Origin of the sequence: Sporosarcina limicola, assembly GCF_014873855.1 — a bacterium.
Taxonomy (GTDB): Bacteria; Bacillota; Bacilli; order Bacillales_A; family Planococcaceae; genus Sporosarcina; species Sporosarcina limicola.
Genome location: NZ_JADBEL010000076.1, coordinates 1 through 1,270, shown reverse-complemented (window position 1 = coordinate 1,270; position 1,270 = coordinate 1). Strand labels below are relative to the sequence as shown.

Annotated in this window: 1 protein-coding gene; it reads right to left on the bottom strand. The window is 44.3% G+C overall.

What is annotated here, in order from left to right; genetic code table 11:
* Nucleotides 1-38: 38 nt before the first annotated feature.
* Nucleotides 39-1,270: group II intron reverse transcriptase/maturase (gene ltrA, locus H4683_RS21100; RefSeq protein ID WP_192600786.1), on the bottom strand; the 1,232-nt coding region annotated here is incomplete at its 5' end.

Here is a 1,270-nt window from a genome sequence, read left to right as displayed (position 1 = left end):
GCGGGTCATCGCATACGGCTCCTCCATATTTATCCCTTTTAGGGATGCAGGTCTTGATAAATATCCAGTAAGAAAACTAAGCGTAGCTCCCTAAATTTTTCAATAGGGAGTGCGACGTGAACAGGTGTGGAAAGGGAGCTTCTCCATTTTGTCATTCTTAAACCAGGAAGTTCTCCTTTCCAGTCTTTTCGTCTGAGCTCCTTGTGGAGCTTTTTTATTTTCCGCCAACTTCGTAATTGCACCATCCGTAACCTTCGCCTAATCCACGAATCCAACAGCTTGAATAAGCTTTTACAGAATCCTATTCCGAAGTATCTACCCCAACCCCTTATTACAGGATTGAGGCGATGTTTGATGAGTTCACCCAAGTCTACCGTTTGGTTCTTTCTTGTGATGACTTTTACCTTTTCCTTAAACTTCTTGATGGCTTTTTCTGATGGCGTATGGAAGTAACCGCCTTTGAACGTATAGCCGAGAAACGTAAAGGGATCAGATAAATTATCCACAATTGTTGTTTTCCTCGGATGAACAACCAGTCCCAATTCCCCTTCGAGTAGCTTCTTCACCGACTTTAGAACTCTTTCGGCACCCTTTTGGGATTTACAACAGATGACAAAATCATCCGCATAGCGAGTAATCCGATGCCCACGCTCAGACATCATTTCATCCAGTGGATGGAGATAGATATTTGCCAATAGCGGACTAATCACGCCCCCTTGAGGGCTGCCGCTATGACTCTCGTAGACTAGCCCGTTTTCTAGCACTCCCGATGTCAGGAATTGCTCAATCAGAGCTAGAACACTACTATCCACCATCTCTTCCCGAATGAGTTCCAACAGTTTCTCGTGTGGTATGGAATCGAAATAGGTCTTGATATCTGCATCAATAACGAATGTATAGCCATCCAATAAATCCTTACGGATTTTCTCGATTGCCATATGAGCACTACGATTGGGTCGAAATCCAAAACTGCACGGCAGAAACGCTTCCTCGTAGATAGGTTCCAACTTTCGTTTGACCGCTGCTTGGAGCACACGGTCCCCAACTGTTGGGATTCCTAACGGACGTTGTGTTCCATCTGCCTTTGGAATGTAGACTCTCCTTACTGGTTTTGCACGGTATGTTTTATCACGAAGGGATTGTTGGAGCACTCTTAAGTTGTGTTCCAATTCGAGTTCATACTCTTTAATCGTAACGTTATCCACACCATGTGCCCCTCTATTTTTCTTTACATCATAGAAGGCTTGTTCCAGATTGGAGTATGCCCAGA